11 protein-coding genes and 1 pseudogene are annotated in these 21,105 nt (G+C 65.6%); 4 read left to right on the top strand and 8 right to left on the bottom strand.

From position 1 onward, the window contains the following. Positions 1-212 precede the first annotated feature (212 nt). The 5 genes and pseudogenes from pepN to EMB92_RS03570 form a co-directional block, all read right to left on the bottom strand. Positions 213-2,822: an aminopeptidase N gene (gene pepN / locus EMB92_RS03550; protein ID WP_150393776.1), complete on the bottom strand. Its 2,610-nt coding sequence runs from the start codon at positions 2,820-2,822 to the stop codon at positions 213-215. A 113-nt stretch (positions 2,823-2,935) separates the two neighbouring features. After that, positions 2,936-4,657 (bottom strand): annotated as a pseudogene (locus tag EMB92_RS03555) (ribonuclease J); the annotation flags it as partial. 291 nt (positions 4,658-4,948) lie between these two features. Continuing rightward, a complete protein-coding gene (gene dapA / locus EMB92_RS03560; protein ID WP_150393778.1) occupies positions 4,949-5,854 on the bottom strand; it encodes a 4-hydroxy-tetrahydrodipicolinate synthase in 906 nt (301 codons plus the stop codon). A gap of 118 nt (positions 5,855-5,972) precedes the next feature. Continuing rightward, positions 5,973-6,728 carry a 4-hydroxy-tetrahydrodipicolinate reductase gene (gene dapB / locus EMB92_RS03565; RefSeq protein WP_150393779.1) on the bottom strand — a complete coding sequence of 252 codons (756 nt, stop codon included), beginning with the start codon at positions 6,726-6,728 and terminating at the stop codon, positions 5,973-5,975. 49 nt (positions 6,729-6,777) lie between these two features. After that, complete coding sequence (locus EMB92_RS03570) at positions 6,778-10,494, bottom strand: DEAD/DEAH box helicase (RefSeq protein WP_150393780.1); 3,717 nt, start codon at positions 10,492-10,494, stop codon at positions 6,778-6,780. Between the two features lie 195 nt (positions 10,495-10,689). On the opposite strand from EMB92_RS03570, the gene EMB92_RS03575 reads away from it, so the two are divergent. Both EMB92_RS03575 and EMB92_RS03580 read left to right on the top strand, forming a co-directional pair. Continuing rightward, complete coding sequence (locus EMB92_RS03575) at positions 10,690-12,054, top strand: bifunctional phosphopantothenoylcysteine decarboxylase/phosphopantothenate synthase (RefSeq protein WP_150393781.1); 1,365 nt, start codon at positions 10,690-10,692, stop codon at positions 12,052-12,054. Between the two features lie 99 nt (positions 12,055-12,153). Then, the gene (locus EMB92_RS03580) at positions 12,154-12,921 is read left to right on the top strand and encodes a type III pantothenate kinase (protein WP_107043895.1); all 768 of its coding nucleotides are present in this window, start codon (positions 12,154-12,156) and stop codon (positions 12,919-12,921) included. A 9-nt stretch (positions 12,922-12,930) separates the two neighbouring features. Here EMB92_RS03580 and EMB92_RS03585 read toward each other — a convergent pair whose 3' ends face one another. Then, positions 12,931-14,358, bottom strand: a complete 1,428-nt coding sequence (locus EMB92_RS03585) for an ABC transporter substrate-binding protein (RefSeq protein ID WP_150393782.1) — start codon at positions 14,356-14,358, stop codon at positions 12,931-12,933. A gap of 359 nt (positions 14,359-14,717) precedes the next feature. Beyond that, a complete protein-coding gene (locus EMB92_RS03590) occupies positions 14,718-16,070 on the bottom strand; it encodes an ABC transporter substrate-binding protein (RefSeq protein ID WP_150393783.1) in 1,353 nt (450 codons plus the stop codon). Positions 16,071-16,381: 311 nt separating this feature from the next. Here EMB92_RS03590 and EMB92_RS11655 point away from each other — a divergent pair, with 311 nt between their 5' ends. Further along, on the top strand, positions 16,382-17,551 hold the full coding sequence (locus EMB92_RS11655; protein WP_223847579.1) for a LacI family DNA-binding transcriptional regulator: 1,170 nt from the start codon (positions 16,382-16,384) through the stop codon (positions 17,549-17,551). Here EMB92_RS11655 and EMB92_RS03600 read toward each other — a convergent pair. Next, positions 17,541-19,142 carry an alpha-N-arabinofuranosidase gene (locus tag EMB92_RS03600; protein ID WP_223847546.1) on the bottom strand — a complete coding sequence of 534 codons (1,602 nt, stop codon included), beginning with the start codon at positions 19,140-19,142 and terminating at the stop codon, positions 17,541-17,543. The genes EMB92_RS11655 and EMB92_RS03600 overlap by 11 nt on opposite strands. A gap of 136 nt (positions 19,143-19,278) precedes the next feature. Here EMB92_RS03600 and EMB92_RS03605 point away from each other — a divergent pair, with 136 nt between their 5' ends. Continuing rightward, positions 19,279-20,640 carry an ABC transporter substrate-binding protein gene (locus EMB92_RS03605; protein WP_043166809.1) on the top strand — a complete coding sequence of 454 codons (1,362 nt, stop codon included), beginning with the start codon at positions 19,279-19,281 and terminating at the stop codon, positions 20,638-20,640. Positions 20,641-21,105: the final 465 nt, after the last annotated feature.

Raw genomic sequence — 21,105 nt, forward strand, 5'->3', positions numbered from 1 at the left:
ACGTCGAACGGGGCCATCACGCACAGACCCCCCGAAATCGTACGGCCACTCGAGGTGAGCATACGATTTCAGGGGGTCAGGTCTCTATCGCCACGTGGAACGTACGCTGGCGGGATCTCAGCGTACGTTCCACGTGGCGACCCATTCCATGGTCATCGGGAGCGTACGCCGAGTACCGGGCACGCCAAGCGCGTCAACGGATCGTCAACGGATCACAGGGATTCGTTGTACTTACGGACCTTCAAGGTGCGCTTCGAGGAGTACACGTTCTCCAGGATGATGCGGCGCAGTGCCGCGTCGGCGTCCTCGTGGCCGGCCAGCCAGGATTCGCCGAGCGAGACCAGCTCGGCCGGATCGGCGTAGCCCGGGTAGAGGCCCTCGAGCAGCGCCTCGGCCATGTGGAAGGTCTTGTTCTTCCAGATCCAGTCGACGGTCTCGAAGTACTTGGCGGCATACGGGGCGGCCAGATCGGGACGCGGGGTCGCGGCGAATCCGCGGGCCACGGCCTCAAGCTGGCTGTTGGTCAGATCGGCGTTGTTGAGCGCCTGATCCCACGCCCACGCCTTCGCCTCGGCGGTGCCCTTGACGGCGCGCGCACCGTAGGCGAACTCGCGGTTCTCCGTGGTCTCCTTCTTCTTGAGCTGGGCGTCGATGTCGGCGTCGTCGTACTCGTTGACGGAGGCGAGGGCGTTGACGATCGTCCACGTGAAGTTGTTGTCGATCTCGAGGCCTTCGAGGCTCACGGAGCCGTCGAGCAGGCCGCGGGCGTTGGCAACGAACGCGGCATCGCCCTCCTCGCCGTATCCGAGGTAGGCGGTGGCGAGCTGGAACTGGCTGTCGGAGCCGGCTTCGGCCGCACCCGCCAGCTTCCACAGCTCGGCGGCCACGTGCTTCAGCACCTCGTCACGGCGGTCGGCGGCCACGTAGTGGTGCGCGGTGGTGGACATGCAGGCCAGCGCGTAGCGGAACGTGGTGGACTCGGTCTCGCTGGCGAGCAGGCGCAGCGTCAGGTCGACGAAGCGCTCGGCCGGGAACTCGCCGTCGCGGGTCATGTCCCAGAAGGCGAGCCAGATCACGGCGCGGGCGAGCGCATCGTCGAAGTCGGGCAGACGCTGCTCGGCGAATGCCAGCGAGTTGGCGTCGAAGCGGATCTTCGTGTAGGTCAGGTCCTCGTCGTTGACGAGCAGCAGGGCCGGGCGCGGCTTGCCGGCGGCCGCCGTGACGGCGGTGCTCTCGCCGTCCACGTCGAGCTCGAGGCGGTCGGTGCGCACGATGCGGCCGGTCTTCCCGTCCTCGTTGTAGAAGCCGAGGGCGAGGCGGTGCGGACGCAGGACCGGGTGATCGGCGGGCGCGCTCTGGACGAGCGTGAGCGAGGCGATGGTGCCGTCGCCGTTCTCCTCGAGCTCCGGCGTGATCGTGTTGATGCCGGATTCCTCGAGCCACTTGGCGCTCCACGCCTTGAGATCACGGCCGGAGGTGAGCTCCAGCTCGGCGAGCAGGTCGCCCAGCGTCGCGTTGGAGTACGCGTGCTTGTTGAGGTAGTTGTGGATGCCCTGGAAGAACTTCGCGCGGCCCACGTAGAACACGAGCTGCTTCAACACGGAGGCGCCCTTGGCGTAGGTGATGCCGTCGAAGTTCACGTACGTGTCGTTGAGATCGTTGATCGGAGCGACGATCGGATGCGTGGTGGGCAGCTGGTCCTGCCTCAATGCCCAGCTCTTCTCGCCGGAGCAGAACGTGGCCCACGCGTCGTGCCATTCGGTGGCCTCGGCAGTGGCGAGCGTGGAGGTGAACTCGGCGAAGGACTCGTTGAGCCACAGGTCGTTCCACCACTTCATCGTCACGTAGTCACCGAACCACATGTGGGCGAGCTCGTGCAGGACGGTGACGACGCGGCGCTCGGCCAGGGCGTCGGTCACCTTGGACTCGAAGACGTAGGAGTCGCGGATCGTGACCATGCCGATGTTCTCCATCGCGCCCGCGTTGTACTCGGGCACGTAGATCTGGTCGAACTTGGCGTACGGGTAGGGCACGCCCCACGTCTTGGCGTAGAACGCGAAGCCCTTCTTGGTGATGTCGAACAGATAGTCGACGTCCTTGGCGAAGGCATCGGCGACGGCCTGACGGCAGTACTGGGCCATCGGGATCGTGCGGCCGTCCTCGTTGCGGTACTCGGTGTGCCATTCGGCGTACGGGCCGGCGCAGATGGCGGTCAGGTAGGAGCTCATCACCGGGGTCGGGTCGAAGGACCACAGGCGCGTGGTCTCGGCCGGCTTGGCCTCGAGCGTGCCTTCGGCGGTCAGACGATCGTCGTCCTCGACGGACGCGGCCGGCATGTTGGAGGTGACGATCCAGCTCTTCGGGGCGAGCACCTTGAAGTCGAAGGTGGCCTTGAGGTCGGGCTGGTCGAACACGGCGTAGACGCGGCGGGCGTCCGGCACCTCGAACTGGGAGTAGAGGTACACGTTGCCGTCGGACGGGTCGACGGAGCGGTGCAGGCCCTCGCCGGTGTTGGAGTAGCGGCACAGCGCCTTGACCGAGACCTCGTTCTTGGTCTTCAGACCGGTCAGCTCGATGCGGTTGTCGACGAAGACCTCGGACGGGTCGAGCCTCTGGCCGTTGAGGACGATCTCGCTCACCTCGTCGGCGATCAGGTCGAGGAAGGTGGACGAGCCCGGCTGCGCGTTGAAGCAGATCAGGACGTCCGAACCGAAGGTCTTCGCTCCGACGGTCAGATCGAGGTTCACATGGTAGTGGATGGGCGCTTCGACGACGGCCTTGCGGGCCTCGGCCTCGATGCGGGTCAGATTCGCTCCGGGCATGTATTGCTCCTTATACATGAACAAGGCTCCCCCTTGATAAGGAGGGGGAGCTGGTTTTTACGTGGAATGGTGTGAGGGATGGGACTCGGCGTCTACGACCGTCTTGACGACTACTAGGCGTCGACGTCGGTGGCGATGTCGGCCACGACCGGCACGATCATCGGCTTGCGCTTGAGCTGGCGGGCGATCCATCCGCCGAGCGTGCGACGCATGATCTGCTGCAGCTTGTACGTGTCGGTGGTGCCCTGCATCATCGCGTCGTTGAGCTGCTCGACGATCTGGTGACGGACCTTGTCGAACTCGCTCTCGTCCTCGGCCACGGCGTTCAGGTAGATCTTCGGGCCGGAGACCACGTCGCGTGCATCGGTGTCGACCACGACGAACGCGGAGACGAAGCCCTCGGTGCCGAGGATGCGGCGCTTCTCGAGCTCCTCGTCGGTCAGCTCGCCGACCGAATCACCGTCGACGTACACGTAGCCGCACGGCACGGAGCCGACGACCGCGGCCTTGCCGTGGTAGAGGTCTACGACGTCGCCGTCCTCGGCGAGGACCACGTTCTGCGGGTCCACGCCGGTCTTGACGGCCAGCAGGCCGTTGGCCACGAGGTGGCGGTTCTCGCCGTGGATCGGCATCGCGCACTTGGGCTTGACGATGTTGTACATGTACAGCAGCTCGCCCTCGTTGCAGTGGCCGGACACGTGCACGGCCGCGTTGTCGCGGTTGACGACCTTGGCGCCGAGCTGCACGAGCTTGTTGATGACCTTGTAGACGCCGTGCTCGTTGCCCGGGATCAGGGAGCTGGCGAGGATGACGGTGTCGAACTCGTTGATGTGGATGTCGCGGTGGTTGCCGTCGGCGATGCGGCCGAGGGCGGCCATCGGCTCGCCCTGCGAACCGGTGCACATGTAGACGAGCTTGTCGTCCTGGATGTCGTTGGCCTGCTTCAGGTCCACGACGGTGCCCTCCGGGATGTGCAGGTATCCGAGGTCGGCTGCGATGGACATGTTGCGCACCATCGAACGGCCGGCGAAGACGACCTTGCGTCCGTACTTGTGGGCGGTGTCGACGACCTGCTGCACGCGGTGGACGTGGCTGGAGAAGCTCGCGACGATGATCTTGCGGGTGGCCTGCGCGAACGCCTGATCGAGCGCCGGACCGATGGAGGTCTCCGGCTTGACGAAGCCCGGCACCTCGGCGTTCGTGGAATCCATCATCAGCAGGTCGACGCCCTTCTCGCCGATCTTGCCGAACTCGACCAGATCGGTGATCTTGTGGTCGAGCGGCAGCTGGTCGAGCTTGATGTCGCCGGTGTCGATGAGGGAGCCGGCCGGGGTCTTCACGTGCACGGCGAGCGCATCGGGGATGGAGTGGGTGACGGTGACGAACTCGAGCTCGAAGGGGCCGACCTTGAGCTTGTCACGGCCCTGGACCTCCACCTTGGTGGGGTTCTGGTGATGTTCCTTGCACTTCGCGTCGACGAAGGCGAGGGTGAGCTTGGAGCCGATCAGCGGGATGTCCGGACGGAGCTTCAACAGGTACGGCACGCCGCCGATGTGATCCTCGTGGCCGTGCGTCAGCACCAGCGCCTCGACCTGGTCGAGCCGGTCCTTGATGTAGCTGAAATCGGGCAGGATAAGGTCGACGCCCGGCTGCTCCTCCTCCGGGAAGAGCACGCCGCAGTCGATGAGCAGCAGGTGACCGTTGTATTCGATCACGTTCATGTTGCGGCCGATTTCGCCCAGACCGCCGAGCGGCGTGATGCGCATCGAACCCTTGCGGTACTTCGGCGGGGCGATGAGCACCGCATCCTGCTGGGGCGCGGTGGCCTGAGTGCCGACGTTCTGGCGGCGGGAGCGGGACGCGCCGGAGGCGCCACGCGAACGGCTGCCGTTGGAACGGCTCCTGCCTCGCGTGTTGGAGGCGGAACGGCCGGACGTACGTGCGGCGGAGGTGCGGCCCGAAGCCGCGCGGCCGGCGCCGCGGCGGCGGGAACCGGAGGATTTCCTGGCGCCCTTGGCGGCGCCTTCATTGGTATTGCTGGTTTGTTCTTGTGCCATGACTTTCTTGTATTTCCTGTATGTACTTCGGTGCCCCCGCGCTCTCGCGGAGGCGACGTGTGGAGCGCCTTACAGCAGTCCGGCCGCGTGCATGCCGGCCCTGGCCTTCTCGATCTGGGCCTCGTCCGGTCCGATGTTCGGCAGACGCATGGTGGTGGAGTCGAGGATGCCGCGCACCTTGAGCGCGGCCTTGGCCATGACGGCCTGATAGCCGTCGCCGTTCAGGGCGTGAACCAGCGGGGCGAGCTGGTTGGCGAGGCGCTGGGCCTCGTGGATGTCGCCGCGGTCGAACGCCTCGACGAGCTGGCGCATCGGGTGGGCCGCCGCATGCGCGATGACGGAGATGATGCCCACCGCGCCGATGGACAGGAACGGCAGGAACAGGCCGTCGTCGCCCGAGTACCAGGAGAGTCCGGTGCGCTGCTGCTTCTCGACGGCCGCTGCGAGGTCGCCGGTGGCGTCCTTGACCGCCACGACGTGTTCGAGCGCCGCGAGACGGTCGTAGGTCTCGACCTTGACCTTCAGTCCGGTGCGGCCGGGCACGTCGTAGACGATGATCGGCTTGTCGGTGCTCTCGTCGACGGCCCTGTAGTGGCCGACGACGCCGTCCTGCGAGGGGCGGGAGTAGTACGGCATGACGACGAGCACCGCATCGGCGCCCGCCTCCTGGGTCTGTTCGACCATGCGCACGGTGTGCGCGGTGTCGTTGGAGCCGGCGCCGGAGATCACCGGCACGTCCACGACCTCCTTGACCGCACGGACGAGATCGACCTTCTCCTCCATGTGGGTGACGGGCGATTCGCCGGTGGTACCGTTGACCACCAGGCCATCGGCCCCGTCCGCGACCAACTGTTTGGCGAGTTTCTGCGCCGCCTCGTAGTCGACCTCGCCGTTGGATTTCATTGGGGTGATCATGGCGGGAAGGATGCGCCCGAACGGGGCAGGATTCAGCAGATGCATATCGCTCTCAGTCATATCGCTTACCGTACTTCGCGTTGTGGACGCCTATTGTTAACTCTCGACGTCGTCGCCCGGACGACGTGACGTCGGCCTTGCGGCCCCGTGGCCTTGCGTCTCTACAGGCTCGCAGGGATCACAGGTCGAGGAAGTTGTCGAGGCCGACGGTCAGCCCGGCGGGGGCGTCGGAGGCCACCTTGCGCACAGCGAGCAGCACGCCGGGCATGAAGGAGCCGCGATCGAAGCTGTCGGCGCGGATCACGAGCTGCTCGCCGGCGTTGCCGAAGAGCACCTCCTCGTGCGCGTTGAGGCCGCGAAGGCGCACGGCGTGCACGTGGATGCCGTCGACGACCTGGCCGCGCGATCCGCCGTCGGTCTGGGTGTTGTCCGGAACCGGGCCGAGGCCGGCTGCCCTGCGTGCGGCGGCGATGCCCTGCGCGGTGTGGATGGCGGTGCCGGAGGGGGCGTCCACCTTGTTCGGATGATGCATCTCGATGATCTCGACGGATTCGAAGTACCTCGCGGCCTGAGTGGCGAAGTGGTCGGCGAGGACGGCGGAGATCGCGAAGTTCGGTGCGATGAACACCTTCTGGCTCTCGGGCCTCGGACCGGCGGCGATGGCTCCACGCACCTGATCGAGCTTCTCCTCGGTCCAGCCGGTGGTGCCGACGACCACGTCGACGCCCTGAGCGATGAGGGCGAGCACGTTCGTCAGGCTCACGGCCGGCACGGTGAACTCGACGACCACGTCGGTGTTCTCCGGCGTGATGGCGGTCAGGTCGTCGCCCGCGTCAAGCGCCAGCGCCAGCTGCATGCCGTCCGCTTCGCTGACCGCCTCGACGACGTGCGATCCCATGCGTCCCTTGGCTCCAACAACCGAAACCCTGATCATGCCTGCATTCCCTCCTGTTCGGATGTCCGTTTCCTTTTTTCCGAGACTATCATCCGAGCAGCCCCAGAAGATCGTCGCGGCTGAGTGTGGAGATCGTCGCCGGCGCGGCCGCGGCGAGCGCCTCGGCGTCGGTGAACCGGCGCGCCAGCTCGCTTTTGCTGTGCTGCAGTTCGAGGATCCGCTCCTCGATGGTGTCCTTGGCGACGATCCGGTACACGTCCACGTCCCGACGCTGTCCGATGCGATGGGCGCGATCGGTGGCCTGATCCTGCGCGGCGGCGTTCCACCATGGGTCAGCGTGGATGACGACGCTCGCGCCCACGAGGTTCAGTCCCGTGTTGCCCGCCTTCAGGGAGATGAGGAAGACCGGGGTGTCGTCCGCGTTGAAGCGGTCGACCAGCTCGAGCCGTCTGCGCTTCGGGGTCGAGCCGGTGATCGTGTAGTAGGCGACGTCGTCCCGGTCGAGGCGGGCGGCGATCAGGTCCAGGAAGCTCGTGAACTGGGAGAAGACGAGCGCCTTCTTGCCTTCGGACATGCAGCTGGAGATGAGCTCCTCGATGGCGGCGAGCTTGGCGGAATGGTCCTTCGCGTTCGCGTAGAGCAGACGCGGATCGCAGCAGATCTGCCGCAGCTTCATGAGTTCGGCGAGAATCTGGATCTTGGAGGTGTTGAAGTCGGCGTCCGCGCTGTGTTCGAGCTGCTGGCGTAGACGCTGCTCGTGCGCGGCGTACAGTCTGCGCTGCTCGCCCTCCAGCTGCACGGTGACGGTGGTTTCGATCTTGTCCGGCAGATCGGTGAGGACCTGCGCCTTGAGACGGCGCTTGATGAACACGCCGACGAGCGCCTGCAGCCGGTGCGCGACCCGCTCCCCTTCCGGGTTGACCTCGGCGGCGGCGCGGCCTTCGGCCGTGGATCGGTCGGCGGCACGCGCGTTGGAGATCGGCAGTTCGTAGCGTTCGTGGAATCGCCGGTAGGAGCCGAGGAGCCCCGGCATGAGGAAGTCGAAGATGCTCCACAGTTCGCTCAGACGGTTCTCGATGGGCGTGCCGGTCAGGGCGAAGCGATGCTCGGCGCCGATCGCCTTGACGGCCCTGGCGATCTTCGTGGTGTGGTTCTTGATGACCTGCGCCTCGTCGAGCGCCATCACGTCGAATCGTACATCCTTGTAGTCGTCGACGTCGCGGCGCAGCAGATCATACGAGGTGATGAGCACGGAGCCCTTGCCGACGCACCGCGCGATGGCGTCGCGACGCTCGGCCTTCGTGCCGGCGACGGCCACGACGTCGACCCCGGGCGCGAACTTGGAGAATTCCGCCACCCAGTTGTAGACGAGCGATGCCGGGCACACGATGAGCGAGGGCGCGGGTTTGGCTGCGTCGGAGGCGTCGGCGGTGGTGTCGGCGGCGGCGGTGTCGGCGTGCACGTCCGACAACGAAAGCAGCAGGGCGATCAGCTGCACGGACTTGCCCAGGCCCATCTCGTCGGCGAGGATGCCGCCGAATCCCTTGTCGCACAGGGTGCGCAGCCACCTGAATCCCTCCACCTGATAGGGGCGCAGCACGTGGGCGAGCTCGTCCGGCACCGCATAACGGGTGGGATCGATGGTCTTCAGCTCGTCCACGTAGCGCATGAACGACGGCTCCTTGCGCACGCCCTCGCCTGCGAGCTCCCCGTCAAGCAGGAACGCCTGCATGCCGGGCAGGGTGACTGGTCCGTCGTCGAGCTCCGATTCGTCGAGATCGAGGTCGGCGGCGACCCTGTCGAGCGCATCGAGCTTCGCGCCGCGCAGGTCGACGAACGTGCCGTCCTTCAGCCGGTGGAAACGCTGTCTGCGGCGGTATGAGGCGAGGAGCGCACCCACCTCGTCGGGCGGCACCTCGTCGGCGATCGGCGAGATCTCCACGAGATTCGACCTGATCGCAAGCCCCACGGTCACGCTCGGCGGCTTCGGCGCGAGCAGACGGTCGAAGGCGGGCGTCGTGAACACCCTGCCCATAGCGCGCAGGGCGGGCAGGCCCTCGTCGAACAGGGCGATGATGCGCATGGTCTCGTCTCGTCCGATGAACGCCGGGTCCGCACTCGAGGGAATCGCGAAATACGTGCGCACCAGGTCGAGCATCGCGCGTTCGGCGGCGAAATCGTGTCCGGCGCCGACCATCGGCGTCGCGCCGGCGATGAAGTCTCCCCCGCGCTGGGGCACGATCGTCGTCTCGCGATCACCGTAGCGGGCCTTCGCCACGCAGGTGATGCCCTTGTCGTCGCGGTCGAGGTAGAACTCGGGCTCGCACTCGACGGGGCGCAGAAGTTCGATCTCGCGTGGCACGTCCCCGGCGCTCATCAGGCCCGCGTCGACGAGGCGGGGCATCAGCGTGCGCGCGAACAGCGGCGCGTCGTCGAACGCGACGATCTCGCCGTTCGGATCCTCGCCACAGACCACGGGAAGCAGGTCGGCGAACGGTTCGAGCGGCTTCGGACAGCGGACGAACCGGTATCCGACGGCGCTGATGCGCATGGTGGAATGCGCCCGGCTCGTCAGCATGGTATTGCGCAGCGCACGGCGACCATGCGCGTCGGCGGGTGGCATGAGCAGCCATACGCCGTCGTCCCCGGTGATCGTCGTCTCAATCGGAGGACGCCCGTGCAACGAGTAGCCGTCGACGCCGCCATCGCCGTTGATGCGGGTCATCGAGACGACGGGCATCGCGTCCGGGCCTTCGCCGTTGACCGGCACATAGACCGGAGACCGGTTGAACCATTCGTCGAGCACCAGTCCGATGCGCGTGTTGTCGGAGCCGGCGGCATCGGGGGCGGCGGCCACGATGTCGAGCAGTCGCGCGGTCTCCGATTCGGCGAGCGGCAGATGCCGGTCGATGCGCACCGATCCCAGAGCGCCGTATCGCACATCCTGCAGGTCGACGGCCCGACGCACGTCCTCGATGCGGTTCAGGAAGCCAAGCATCGCGCGCGAACGCGAGTCGAGCATCGCCGGCGTATGCGTGAACGCGAGCTTCTGCCCGTAGGCGCGGTAGCTCGACAGCCGCATGTCGTCAAGCAGGGTGGAGATCGATTTGAGCACGTACATGGCGCCTTCGACGCCGATGCGGAACTCAACGCTCCACCGCCCGTCGAGATAGCTCAGGATGGGCGCGAGCATGACCGAACCGGGGACGACCTTCGGTTGCGACGCACGGCCGCGCCCGTCCGACGTACCGGCGTTGATCATCGATTCACGGCGTCTGGCGCGACGAGCCTGATCATCCTGCTCATCGAGCTGCTGCATCGCCGCGAGCAGCCGACGCGACGACGAGATGGACTGCGGCGCTCCGAAACCGTCGAAACGATCCGGATCGTTGATGAACGCGATCACGAGGGCCGCCATATGCTTGCAGATATCGTAGCCGCGCGCATATGCGGGACAGGTGCATCCGCCGCCGCTGATCTCGCCGGTGTCGGTGTTGAAGTAGACATTGACCGTATACCTGCTGGACGGGCTGGACGTGCCTCTGATCCGCCCGGTTATGGTCGCCGATCCGGTGCGCGCGTCCAACGTGTAGTCGAGGGAATCCATCATCGAGACGGCGTAGTCCGCGATCGAGCGGGCGCGGGCGAGCACGGCCGGCGAGGTGTCGTGCCGCAGCGACGTGTACAGCGGCAATCCCACCGCACCGCCTCGCGGCGCTTCGAACGAGGGGCCGGACATGGCGGGATCGCCGTCGTCGAAACCGTCGGGGGATCCCGACACGCGGCCGAATACGCTCAAACCCATTGCATCCCCTTCCCGCCATGGTCCTTTCCATTCCGCCACGGTCCGTCATCGCCATTGTAGTGACGACTTGCCACCGCCTACGTGACCTCGCGGCTATACTGGGGCATCGGCGCCGACGGAAGGTCCGCGGCGACCGGCCATGCACGGAGGCATCGGCACACGCGTACCCGGCGAAAACCGGGGCGGGAGGCGGTTATGGCACATATTCTTCTGGGGGTCACCGGCAGTATCGCCGCGTTCAAGTCCTGTCATCTGGCATCCGACTGGACGAAGGCCGGGCACACGGTCCGCGTGATCGAGACGGCCGCGGCCGAACGGTTCGTCACCCCCTTAACATTCACGTCGCTGACCGGCGAGCGCACGCGCACGACGATGTTCCCCTCCCCCGCCGCCGGTGACGCCCTTGGCGACGTGGTCGCCAATCCGGCCACGCGCGAGACGATCAACCATGTGCGCGACGCCGAATGGGCGGACATGCTCGTCGTGGCGCCGGCGAGCGCGGATGCGATCGCCCGCATCGCCGCTGGCATGGCCGACGACACGCTCACCGCCACGGTCCTCGCCTACGAGGGGCCGAAGGCGTTATGTCCGGCGATGAACGTGCATATGTACGCCAATCCCGTCACGCAGCGCAATCTCGACGTCTGCCGATCGCTCGGATGGACCGTCGTCGAGCCGGGCGAGGGGGAGCTTGCGTGCGGCGACGTGGGCCGCGGGCGCATGGCCGAACCGGAAGAGATCGAGCGGGCGGTCGCCGGACTGCTGCCCGACGGGGATGCGGCGGTCGTGGCAGACGCATCGGACGAGACTACCGGTACGCCCGATGCGTCGGACACCGTCGACGAATTCTCCGACTCGATCGCTTCGCAGCCGCTCAGGGGTCTTACCGTGCTGGTCACGGCGGGGCCCACGCAGGAGCCGCTCGATCCGGTGCGCTACCTGACGAACCATTCGACCGGCAAGATGGGGTACGCGATCGCCGAGGCGGCCGCCGAGCTGGGTGCGAAAGTCACGCTCGTCTCCGGACCGGTCTCGCTTGAGCCCCCGCAGGGTGTCGACGTGGTGCGGGTCACCACGGCCGAGGACATGTTCGAGGCGGTGTCGGAGGCGTTCGCCGCGGCGGACATCACGGTGATGGCCGCGGCCGTGGGCGACTTCCGCGTCGAGCGGATCGCGCAGCAGAAGATCAAGAAGGACGGACGAGATTCGATCACCCTCAATCTCGTGTCGAATCCGGACATCCTCGCATGGGCCGGCGGACGCAAGCGCGACGACGGATCGCAGATCCTGTGCGGCTTCGCGATGGAGACGGAGCATCTGATCGCCAACGCGGCGAAAAAGCTCGCGGCGAAGCACTGCGACATGCTGGTGGCGAACAATCTGCGCGAGGAAGGCGCCGGCTTCGCGACGGACACGAACATCGTGACCGTGCTGACCCCCGGCACGAGCGATCCGAAGACCCCGCAGATCGAACGCTGGAACAAGATGGACAAGACCGTGCTGGCCAAGCGGCTGATGCTGCGGCTCGCCGCCATGCACCGTCAGTCGGACGCGGCATAGCGCGTCTGGCGGCTCAGCGGCTCATAGGCACGGCTTACGGGAACACATCACAAATACACACTCAATACCTCAATACACACGCGACACAAGGAGCAACCCATGCTGATGGCGGTCGATATCGGCAACACGAACATCGTGATCGGTTTTCTGGAGGACGGACGCATCGTCGGCACGTACCGCATCACCACGAAGGCGACGCACACGTCCGACGAGTACGGTCTCATGATCACGCAGTTCCTGGAGCTCGGAGGCTATACGGCGCGCGACGTGGACGACGTGATCGTCTGCTCGGTGGTGCCGAAGGTCATGTACTCGTTCCGCTCGTCGATCATCAAGTTCCTCGGTTTCGAGCCGATGGTGGTCGGCCCGGGCATCAAGACCGGCATGAACATCCGTCTCGACGACCCGAAGACCCTGGGTTCGGACTGCATCGCGGACTGCGCCGGCGCCTACCACACGTACGGCGGTCCGGTGCTCGTGGCCGATTTCGGCACGGCGACGACGTTCAACTACGTGGATGCGACCGGCACGATCGTCTCCGGGTACATCACGACCGGCATCCGCACCGGCGCCGAGGCACTGTGGGGGCAGACCGCGCAGCTGCCCGAGGTCGAGATCACGCGTCCGAAGTCGATCCTCGCGACGAACACGCGCACGGCCATGCAGGCGGGCCTGTACTACACGTTCCTCGGCGGCGTGGAGTACACGATCGCCCAGTTCCGCAAGGAGATCGGCGAGCCGTTCCAGGTGATCGCGACCGGAGGCCTCGGCCGCGTGTTCCAGAACGACACCGACATGATCGACGTGTACGATCCGGATCTGATCTTCAAGGGCATGGCCTACATCTACTCGCGCAACGTGCGGTGACGATACGCGTCAGCGGATCGTGAAGCCCTGGTTGACGCCGTACTCCTTCAGGTCCGCCTGCCATGCGGCGATGCCCGATGAGAGACTCACCTTCGGGGTGGGCCGCTCGATCGGCTTGAGCGCATTGCCGTCCGCGTCGGTCATGCCGGCCTTGATGTCCCGCTGACGCTTCAGATACGACTGCCAGGCGCTGCCCCACTTGTACGCCTTGCCGACGGTGGAGCGGAAGTCGCTGCGCGCGTACACCTCGAAGGGCAGATACTGGTATCCGACCGACACGTTCTCGGCCGCGTCGGCGAGCACTCGGTTGAACTGCTGCCCGCCGAAGTAGGGGATGTCGATGCCGTTCGTGTTGCGGATCGTGGTCTTGTCAAGGAACGTCTCGCTGGAGAGCGTCTCCAGATCGGCGGGGAACGCGCCGCCGTCGACACGCGTGTCGATGCCGTCGCGACTATGCGTGACGTAGTCGACGAACCGGTAGGCCGCCCGCGGCTTGCGTGTGGATTGGAGCACGGCCATCGCCGATCCGCCGTTCTCGGCGTTGGTCGTCCGACCGTCGGTCGTGGGCATCGGCGCCACCCGCCACAGGCCCGCGGTGCCGAGCGCATTGGCCATCAGCATCGACGGCATCCACGCGCCGGAGAACACGGAGGCGACGGTTCCGGTGCTCAGTGCCCGCTTCCAGCCGTTCGACCAGGTGGCGCTCCGGGTGTCGATCAGTCCCTCGTCGATCATCCGCTGCCAGAACTTCGTGAACCTCCTCGTGCCCTCGTCGCCGTCAAGGGAGATGGTGACGGTCTTGCCGTCGGGGCTGGTGTGGAACGGCTCGCCGCCGGCAAGCCAGATCATCGCCGCATAGAAGCTGGCGTCGCCCGAATCGGCGGCGATGTACACGCCGATGTCCTTGAGCTTCTTCGCCGCCTCGTAGTAGTCGTCCCATGTCCTGATCCGCGAGGCGTCGACGCCGACCTGATCGAAGACGTCCTTGTTGTAGAAGAACGCCATCGGGCCGGAATCCATCGGCAGGCCGTACACGCGTCCCGCCAGCTGCACGCTCGACCACGTGCCAGGCGAGTAGAAGTTCGCGTAGTCGTCGCCTACGTAGTCGGAGATGTCGAGCAGCTGGCCGGAGACCGCGTACTGCAGCAGCGCGAAGTATTCGATCTGCGCCACGTCGGGCATGCCGTAGCCGTCCTGGATCGCGGTGTTGAGGTTCTCGTAGCCGGAGATGTTCTTCAGATCGACGACCACGTCGGGGTTGTCGCGCTCGAAGTCGTCGACCACCTCGCCCATGTTCGGCTCCCAGCTCCACACGGTGATGTGGGTGCGCGTGTCGGCCGCCTGACCGCAGGAGGCGAGCGAAACCGTCATGACGAGTGCCGTCAGCGCGGCGGCGATGCGTCTGAAACCCCCGTTGAAGCCGATTCTCAAACCCATGTGCCGAGTCTCCCTACGCATTCGTGATGTCATCTCGTCGCCCGCTGTCGCCCGTGCCGTACTCTCCTGCCTCACGGAGGAACGGACGGCAGGCGCAATGGTCACGAGTGTACTCGTCCTCCTGTGACGAGAGCGTGTGAAGCCGTACGACGACGCCGCACGACGATTTGGCGGACACCAAACACCCGGACACCGATGCGTGCGTAAGAGGCCGCCGGACGGCACGAAGGCCCCGCCGCACAATGCGACGGAGCCTTCGTGTGATTGGTTATTGCGGTTTGCGGGACATCGCCCTTCCGGGCGAAGCTGCTATCATCCGGCCAGCTGGCGGCCGGTCGGATGATCGGATAGCCGGGCGATCACTTGACGGTGAAGCCCTGATCCTTGCCGTAGTCCTGCAGGGCCTTCTGCCAGGCGGCCACGCCGTCGGCCAGCTTCTGGTCGCCGGTGTAGGACTTGCCGACGTAGTCGCCGAAGATGGTGCGGGCCTTGACCTCGAAGGGCAGGAACTGGTATCCGGTGGACACGTTCTCCGCGGCCTGGGCCAGAACCTCGTTGTACTTCTGTCCGCCGAAGTAGTCGACGTCCTCGCCGTCGGCGTTCTTCACCGTGGTCGCGTTCTTGAAGGAATCGGCTTCCATGGAGGCCTTGTCGGCCGGGAAGGCGCCGCCGGCCACACGGGTGGCCACGCCATCGCCGTGGTTCGCGTACTCGATGAACTTGTACGCGGCGTCAGCCTTCTTGGAGCTGGCGAGCACGGCCAGCGAGGAGCCGCCGTTCTCGGCGTTGGTGGCGGAGCCGTCGGCGGTCGGCATCTGGACGACGCGCCACTTGCCGGCGCCCGCGGCAGCGGAGTTCGCGAGGTTGGCCGGCATCCAGGCGCCGGTCAGCAGGGAGGCGATGGTGCCGTCGACCATGCCCTTGAACCAGTCCTCGGACCAGCCGGCGGTCTTGGTGTCGAGCAGGCCCTCGTCGAGCATCTTCTGCCAGTAGGTGTTGAACTTCTGGACGTTCTCGTCGCCGGTGAGGTTGATGGCCACCTCGGAGCCGTCGGACGAGGTCTTGAACGGCTGTCCGCCGGCGAGCCAGGTCATCGAGTCGTAGAAGCCGGCGTCACCGGTGTCGGAGGTGATGTAGTAGTTGTCGCCGAGGGCGTGGATCTTCTTGGCGGCCTCGTAGTAGTCGTCCCACGTCTTGATCTGGGTGGCGTCGACGCCGGCCTTGTCGAAGACCTCCTTGTTGTAGAAGAAGGCCATCGGGCCGGAGTCCATCGGCAGGCCGTAGACCTTGCCGGCGAACTGCACGGAGGCCCACGGGCCGGGGGTGTAGAAGTCCTCGTAGCCGGAGGTCTTGTCGGTGATGTCGAGCAGGTTGCCCTTGATGGCGTACTGCGGGATCGCGTAGTACTCGACCTGGGCGACGTCCGGGGCGCCGGAGCCTGCCTCGATGGCGTTGTCCAGCTGCGTGTACTCCTTGGTGTTGGTGCCGACGTTCTTCAAGTCGACCTTGATGCCGGTCTCCTTTTCGAAGTCCTTGGCGACCTGGGTCAGCGTGGGCTCCCAAGCCCACACGGTGATCTCCTGGACGTCCTTCTCCTGAGCCGGCTGGCTGCTGCTGTTCGAGTTGCTGTCGGAACCGCACGCGGCGACGCTGACGAGCATGGCGATCGCACCGGTGAGCGCGACGGCCTTCTTGGCGTTGGTGAACTTCATCGTCCTGATTGCTCCTTCCTTCAGTCGCCATTCGACGACTGTCGATGTTTCCCGCAACCACGGTCCCATCACGTTCTTCCTCGTAGTGATGCTATCGAAAACAATTTGCTCTGTTTCCGATAGCGCGAACCAGCGTATTCCGCCGCTTCGCAGGTATGGTTGCGATAACATGATTCATTACACACAGATTCGCACGACACGCCACTCGACCACCCCGACTGCGGGTCGGCCGACGATCCGGCAGAACGGAACCGGATAGACTGGAGGCCATGTCAGTCAGCAGCCACAGGAACGGCAGAGCGACCATCACGATGGCCGACGTGGCCCGCAAGGCCGGGGTGTCGGTCGCCTCGGTGTCCAACTACCTCAACAAGCGCCCGTATATGAGCGATGCGATGCGCACGCGCATCGAGACCGCCATCGCCGACCTCGGCTATCAGATCAACTCATCCGCACGCAATCTCAGGTCCGGTCGCACCAGACTGCTCAAGCTCGTCATCCCCGATCTGCGTCAGGTGTACTTCGCCGATCTCGCCGAGGACATTCTCACCGAGGCGCGCACGCACGGCTACGGCGTCATCGTCGAATCGACGTCCAACCACCGCGAGAACGAACTCGCCAGCATCGCATCCATGGGCACGCACCCCGCGGACGGACTCATCCTCAGCCCCCTGATGATGACCCGCGACGACACACCCCTGCTGGACGGCACCTACCCTCTGGTCATGCTGGGCGAGCGCCTGTTCGGCGTGGATGCGCCGCATGTGCTCATCCGCAACCACGAAGGGGCGTATATGGCCACGACCCACCTCATCGAGGACGGATGCCGACGCATCGCCGTCATCGGAGCCGTGCCGCCCGCAAACGAAGCGACATCAGAAGTAGATGGCCCCACATCGGACGTCACGGCACCGACGCCACCGCACGCCACGACGCACTCGACGAGTTCACCCAGTCCATCGGCGCCGAGCGGGAACCCCTCCGCCCCAGTCTCCTCGACCGGCCCCTGCGCAGACCCGCCGACGCAGTCCTCGTCCGGCGACCTGCGCACGCGCGGCCACTGTGCGGCGCTCGCGGACCATGGCATGAGCTGCGATCCGCGACTGCTCATCGAAACCGACGGGTGGGACAGCATCGACGGATTCGAGGCGGTCGGCAGGATGCTGGATGACGGTCTCGATTTCGATGCGGTGTTCGCACTCAACGACACGCTCGCATGGGGCGCGCTGCGATGCCTGCGCGAGCGCGGCGTCGACGTGCCGGGAGCCGTGCGCGTGGTCGGATTCGACAACATCGACGAATCGCGATACATGGCACCGTCACTGACGACGGTCGACCCGGGACGCACCGATATCGCGCGGCTCGCCGTCGAGTCGATCATCGCCCAGATCAGGGACGGCAGGCGCGCGCCGGCGAAGCGGATCGAAGCGCCATGCCGGCTGGTCTGCCGCGAATCCTCACCGCAGGGCGTCACGCCGTGAAACGGATCGCGACCCAGGAGACCTGCGGCAGGTCGACGTCGATCACGGTACCGTTCGCCGTCATATCGAGCGGCTGCGGCGTGACCGCATCCGGCTCGGCGGCGGTGTTGGTGCGGTAGATGTCGTCATCGTGCAGGATCTCGGCATGCGTCACCTTCACGCAAGCGCCGCCGATCTCGCCCTCAGCCTTAGCCGCGGAAGATTCCCCGGCAACACCCGGCAGCGAGCTCAGGTCGATCGACACGTCATGCGCGTGCGAGGCGTCGCGGTTCACGATCAGCACCAGTCCCTCACGGGACTCACGATTCCAGGTGACGACCGCGTCGACCGCCTTCACATCGCCATAGGCTTCCGTATGGATGAGCGGCGAGTCGATCTGCGGCGCATAGGCGTCGCCCTTCGCATGATGCGCAGCCTCGGCGAACGGGTAGAACGTGGTCTGACGCCATGCGGGGCCGTTCGGTTCGGCCATGATCGGCGCGATGACGTTGACCAGCTGGGCGCGGGAGGCCGAACGCACGCGGTCGCAGTGCTTGAGGAGCGTGATCATCAGCGATCCCTCCACCACCGCATCGGCGGCCGAGTACACGTCCTCCAGCAGATGCGGCGCCTTCGGCCACGGCTCGTGATGCAGCCCCTCGCCGGCGGCCGCCTTCCACGCCGCCTCCTGCTCGTTCCACGCGTCCGAATACCACACGCCCCACTCATCGAAGCTCAGGGCGATGTCGCGGTCGCCGTGGTTCGCCTCGCGCGCCTCGTCGGCGCAGGCGGCGACCGTGTCGATGAACGTCGTCATGTCCTCGGCAGCCGCGAGGAACTCCTGCATCTGCCCCTGCGAGCGGGTCTTGTGACCGTGATCGAAGTAGTAGGCGTGCGCGGACACGAAGTCGAGATACTGATAGGCGCGGGTGAGCACGGTCCTCTCCCATGTGCCGAACGTGGGCATGTGCGCGCTGGACGAGCCGCATGCCACCAGCTCCAGCCCCGATTCGGCGAGCTTCATCGCATGCGCGGTCTTCTCCACCGCGTCCGCGTACTCGTCCGGAGTCATATGGCCGACCTGCCAGGGGCCGTCCATCTCGTTGCCGATGCACCACATCTTCACATCCATCGGCTCGGGGATGCCGTTGGCCACGCGTCGGTCCGCGAGTTCGGTGCCCGGCGCGCCGTTGACGTATTCGAGCTCGTCGAGCGCGGCCTTGAGCCCGCGTGTGCCCATGTTGACGGCGAGCATGATCTCGGTGCCGGCCTTGAGGCTCCAGCGATGGAAGTCGTCGATGCCGATCTCGTTGGTCTCGGTCTGGTGCCATGCGAGGTCGCGCCTGACCGGACGTTGCTCGCGCGGGCCGGTGCCGTCCTCCCAGTTGTAGTTGGACACGAAGTTGCCGCCCGGGTAGCGCACGCAGGTGACGCCGAGCTCCCGTACGAGGTCGAGCACGTCCTCGCGGAATCCGTCCTCGTCGGCGCTCGGATGACCAGGTTCGTAGATGCCGCCGTACACGCAGCGGCCAAGATGCTCGACGAACGAGCCGAACAGACGCTCCGGTACGTCCGCGACCCGCCGCAGCGATCCGATGGTGGTATCGCCCATGATAAGTCCTTCCCCACGGGTCTTCACAACCCGTGTTTGCGTAACCATATGCTATGTGCTATGGTAGTACTTGAAACGATACAAGACTTGGAAGACCAAGTCCAATCGTTCTTCAATAAGGAAGGATACAAGGACGATGAAGTTCACAGCCATGAAGAAGACGGTGGCCCTCGCCGGCGCCGCCGCGATGCTCGTCAGCGTTGCCGCCTGCGGAGGCAGCTCCAACACCGGTTCGAGCAGCACCGGATCCAGCTCCGACAAGAAGATCGAACTGACGGTCTGGTCCTGGGATTCCACGCTGCCGCGTACGGTCGAGGGCTTCGAGAAGGCCAACCCGAACATCAAGGTGAAGGTTACCAACGCCGGCACCAACAAGGACGAGTACAACGCGCTCTCCAACGCCATCGAAGGCGGCTCCGGCGCTCCGGACATCGCGCAGATCGAGTACTACGCGCTGCCCGAATACGTGATCCGCGGCTACCTCGAGAACCTGTCCGACTACGGCGCATCCGACTTCTCCGACTTCTACACGCCCGGCACCTGGGCGTCCGTCAACATCAACGACGGCGTCTACGCCCTGCCGATGGATTCCGGCCCGATGGCGTGGTTCTACAACAAGGAGGTCTTCGACAAGGCCGGCGTCGACGCGACTCAGGTGAAGACCTGGGATCAGTTCTACGAGGCCGCCAAGAAGATCAAGGCCGCCGGCTCCTACATCACCTCCGATTCCGGCGACGCGGGCTTCTTCGATTCGATGACCTGGCTGGCCGGCGCGAAGCCGTTCTCCACCTCCAAGGACGGCAAGACCGTCTCCATCGACCTGACCGGCGACTCCAAGGTCAAGGAGTTCACCGACTTCTGGCAGAAGATGATCGACGAGGGTCTCATCGACACCAAGACCGTCGGCTGGACCGACGACTGGAACAAGGGTCTCGACGACGGCTCCATCGCCTCCCTGCTCACCGGCGCGTGGATGCCGTACAACCTGCTCTCCGGCGCCCCGAACGGCGAGGGCAAGTGGCGCATCGCCCAGATGCCGACCGCCGACGGCTCCGAGACCAACTCCGAGAACGGCGGCTCCTCGCTCGCCGTCATCAAGTCCGACGACAAGGACAAGGTAGCCGCGGCCTACAAGTTCATGGAATACGCCTGCCACAACGCCGAGGGCATCAAGACCCGCGTCGACGGCGGCGCCTTCCCGGCCGACAACGATACCCTCAAGTCCTCCGACTTCCTCGGCATGACCGCCCTGACCGACTCCGACGGCAAGGCCCACGAGTACTTCGGCGGTCAGAAGTTCAACGAGGAGCTGGCCAAGGCCGCCGCGAACGTGTCCACCGGCTACCAGTTCCTGCCGATCGAGGTCTACGCCCGCGGTAAGTTCGGCGACTTCGTCGGCGACGCCTACACCGGCAAGGGCAAGCTGGCCGACGGCATCGCCGCTTGGCAGAAGGATCTGAAGTCCTACGCCGAAGGCCAGGGCTACACGGTCAAGTAACCGATCTCAGGGGATTCGCGAGCGCGACCGGCACGCACACTCCGCTCCCGGTACGCATTTCCCGCGAATCCCCTTTCATATCTTCGTGGCCATCTTCCTCCCCGCGAGGCTCCTTCCCGCGGGTCTGGCTGCAATAACACCGGGTGGCGCATCCTCGTGATGCGCCACCCTTTTTCATGCCCTATGGTCACGTCCATTCCCCATCCCCTCCGCGTCCATTCATCCCCTCCGCGTCCATTCATCCCCGTCGCATCCATTCATCCCCGTCGCATCCATTCCCCATCTTCCCCATCCACATCGCCCCCATCGCGCAGCCATGAAGCGGTCACGACACCCATCGCGCGGTGAAATCCACATGGAGCTGTGTTTACCCCATGAAGTGGTGACACAAAACGGCGGATTTCCGCCAATACAGAAAACCGCCTCACCGCGTCATGTGAATTTCACCGCGTCATGTGGCCCCAG

Source organism: Bifidobacterium callitrichos (assembly GCF_008698085.1).
GTDB lineage: Bacteria > Actinomycetota > Actinomycetes > Actinomycetales > Bifidobacteriaceae > Bifidobacterium > Bifidobacterium callitrichos.

Excerpts from the sequence above, each read along its gene's own strand:
- pepN (WP_150393776.1), bottom strand. The coding sequence starts at position 2,822 with ATGCCCGGAGCGAATCTGACCCGCATCGAGGCCGAGGCCCGCAAGGCC.
- dapA (WP_150393778.1), bottom strand. The coding sequence starts at position 5,854 with ATGACTGAGAGCGATATGCATCTGCTGAATCCTGCCCCGTTCGGGCGC.
- dapB (WP_150393779.1), bottom strand. The coding sequence starts at position 6,728 with ATGATCAGGGTTTCGGTTGTTGGAGCCAAGGGACGCATGGGATCGCAC.
- EMB92_RS03570 (WP_150393780.1), bottom strand. The coding sequence starts at position 10,494 with ATGGGTTTGAGCGTATTCGGCCGCGTGTCGGGATCCCCCGACGGTTTC.
- EMB92_RS03575 (WP_150393781.1), top strand. The coding sequence starts at position 10,690 with ATGGCACATATTCTTCTGGGGGTCACCGGCAGTATCGCCGCGTTCAAG.
- EMB92_RS03580 (WP_107043895.1), top strand. The coding sequence starts at position 12,154 with ATGCTGATGGCGGTCGATATCGGCAACACGAACATCGTGATCGGTTTT.
- EMB92_RS03585 (WP_150393782.1), bottom strand. The coding sequence starts at position 14,358 with ATGGGTTTGAGAATCGGCTTCAACGGGGGTTTCAGACGCATCGCCGCC.
- EMB92_RS03590 (WP_150393783.1), bottom strand. The coding sequence starts at position 16,070 with ATGAAGTTCACCAACGCCAAGAAGGCCGTCGCGCTCACCGGTGCGATC.
- EMB92_RS11655 (WP_223847579.1), top strand. The coding sequence starts at position 16,382 with ATGGCCGACGTGGCCCGCAAGGCCGGGGTGTCGGTCGCCTCGGTGTCC.
- EMB92_RS03600 (WP_223847546.1), bottom strand. The coding sequence starts at position 19,142 with ATGGGCGATACCACCATCGGATCGCTGCGGCGGGTCGCGGACGTACCG.
- EMB92_RS03605 (WP_043166809.1), top strand. The coding sequence starts at position 19,279 with ATGAAGTTCACAGCCATGAAGAAGACGGTGGCCCTCGCCGGCGCCGCC.